Below are 1,644 nucleotides of genomic sequence, written 5' to 3'. Positions count from 1 at the left end.
AGCCGTCCTCCACGCCTGCCTCACCTGGGCGACCCTATTAGGAGACACGCCCTAGCGCGGCGCACCGATTCGTTACAACCTCGGCCTTGAGTGCAAAGTTTCGGACGGCTGTGGCAAGTCCTTTGGAGTCGTTGGTCGGCCTGAGTATCGAGATGAACGCTCGAAGGTATGGGTGTGCTCGGAGATCCTCGCCAGCGATCGACAGCAGGTGGCCCTCGATCTCTGGAGCGAATCTTATGAAGAGTTCAGCGAAGCCCCTGTGCAGGAGGCGCTCAGCTCGGGCGCAATCGCCACGCAACACGAACTGTTCGAATGCGGCGACCGTGTCTCCCCGCTCGAGCAGCATCTCGGCTAGCGCATCGCGATCACTCTGGGAAAACTGGTTCCACTGCGTAAAGGTTCCCCAGGCCGATTTGCGCCACGAGTATCCGCCTCTGCCCGATCCGCTCAATGGGTCGACACCGAGTTGGACCGTCAGGTCCGAGAGCCGTATCGGTGGGAGATCCCGCGCGAGCATCGAAACATGTTCGTCCCTGAAACGCGGCATCAAGGACAGGAGATAGCCCAGGCGACTTGCGCCGCTTGCGCCAGTGCTTACCGGGAAGCGTGTTTGAATGACACTGCGCATCGGCCACAGCACGAGGCCTACGTTAAAGCCATCTGTGCGGGAGGCACGGGGAAAGCACCAGTGATCGACGGCCAAGGCGACGGCAAGTGGCATACCCGCGGTAGAGTCAAGGAGGCGCTGCTGCATTCGTCCGTTCATCGGCGAGACCTCCGTTCCACCTGAAGCGGCGAGGCTCTGCACCCGCTCGCAGTAGTCACGGATCTCACCCGTCGAGAACACGAGATCGCTGCTGCGAACTGCCGAGAACTCCTCGCCAGCGGGGAGATACCGTGACGGTTCGAGGGGATCCAGCGTGGCAGTCACGAGGCGCAGATCCGGATACTGCTCCAGCGCGCTCTTCAACGCCTGCGCCCTGCCATCGGCAACCCACCAGTCGAAGTCGTCGATAACCAGGGTGAGGCCACGCGAAACGACCTCGCGATTGCCGAACGAGGCAATCAGCTCTTGTACACCCCGCGCATCAGTGCGCGGGTCGACCACCAGCATGTGGGGCGTCCAGGAGTCACGAAGCCGCTCGACTACTTGCATCAGGAGCGTGCTTTTGCCGACCCCCGGCGCTCCGTGGACGGTCACCCAACGCTGGGGCGCGTCGAGCACTCGTCGCGCCAGGACCGGGCGCGGGATGACATCGATGAGATGACTGCCGGAGAGGTAGCTGGACCAGTCAGAGGGCATGAGGTTGTTCGTTCGTCACTATCGTTCCGGAATGAAGGGTCTCCGAAATGTCCAAAAACAAGAAAGACCTGGGGTGTGAATGAGTCACAGGTATGCAGAGCAAGCCCCTCTCAGAGCCTGCAACGCCCATAGAGGACAGCGCCATTCCTCCTGAACCCGCGACCCACGATCGAAGAGCGAGCCCAGCCCGCGCTAATTCACCCCCTCAATTTATACCTCATTCTGCACACTCTCTTCCGAATGTCCAAACAAATAGCGCCGGGCGCTCGATCGTGGGTTCCGCCCAGGGTCTGTCCGTTCCTTTGTGTATGGGGCTTCGGCTTAGTTGATTCCTAGGCGGT

General features: G+C 61.1%; 1 protein-coding gene. It reads right to left on the bottom strand.

The annotated features are described in order from the left end of the window. Positions 1–37: 37 nt before the first annotated feature. Complete coding sequence (locus tag FM119_RS05935) at positions 38–1,303, bottom strand: P-loop NTPase family protein (RefSeq protein WP_087136772.1); 1,266 nt, start codon at positions 1,301–1,303, stop codon at positions 38–40. Positions 1,304–1,644 lie beyond the last annotated feature (341 nt).

It is taken from the genome of Mycetocola reblochoni REB411 (genome assembly GCF_900163835.1).
Taxonomy (GTDB): Bacteria; Actinomycetota; Actinomycetes; order Actinomycetales; family Microbacteriaceae; genus Mycetocola_B; species Mycetocola_B reblochoni.
The sequence above is the reverse complement of the archived record's forward strand: the minus strand, read 5'-3'. Positions and strand labels throughout refer to the sequence as shown.

Bases quoted from the DNA above. Each gene is read 5' to 3' on its own strand.
- FM119_RS05935 (WP_087136772.1), bottom strand. From the start codon at position 1,303: ATGCCCTCTGACTGGTCCAGCTACCTCTCCGGCAGTCATCTCATCGAT.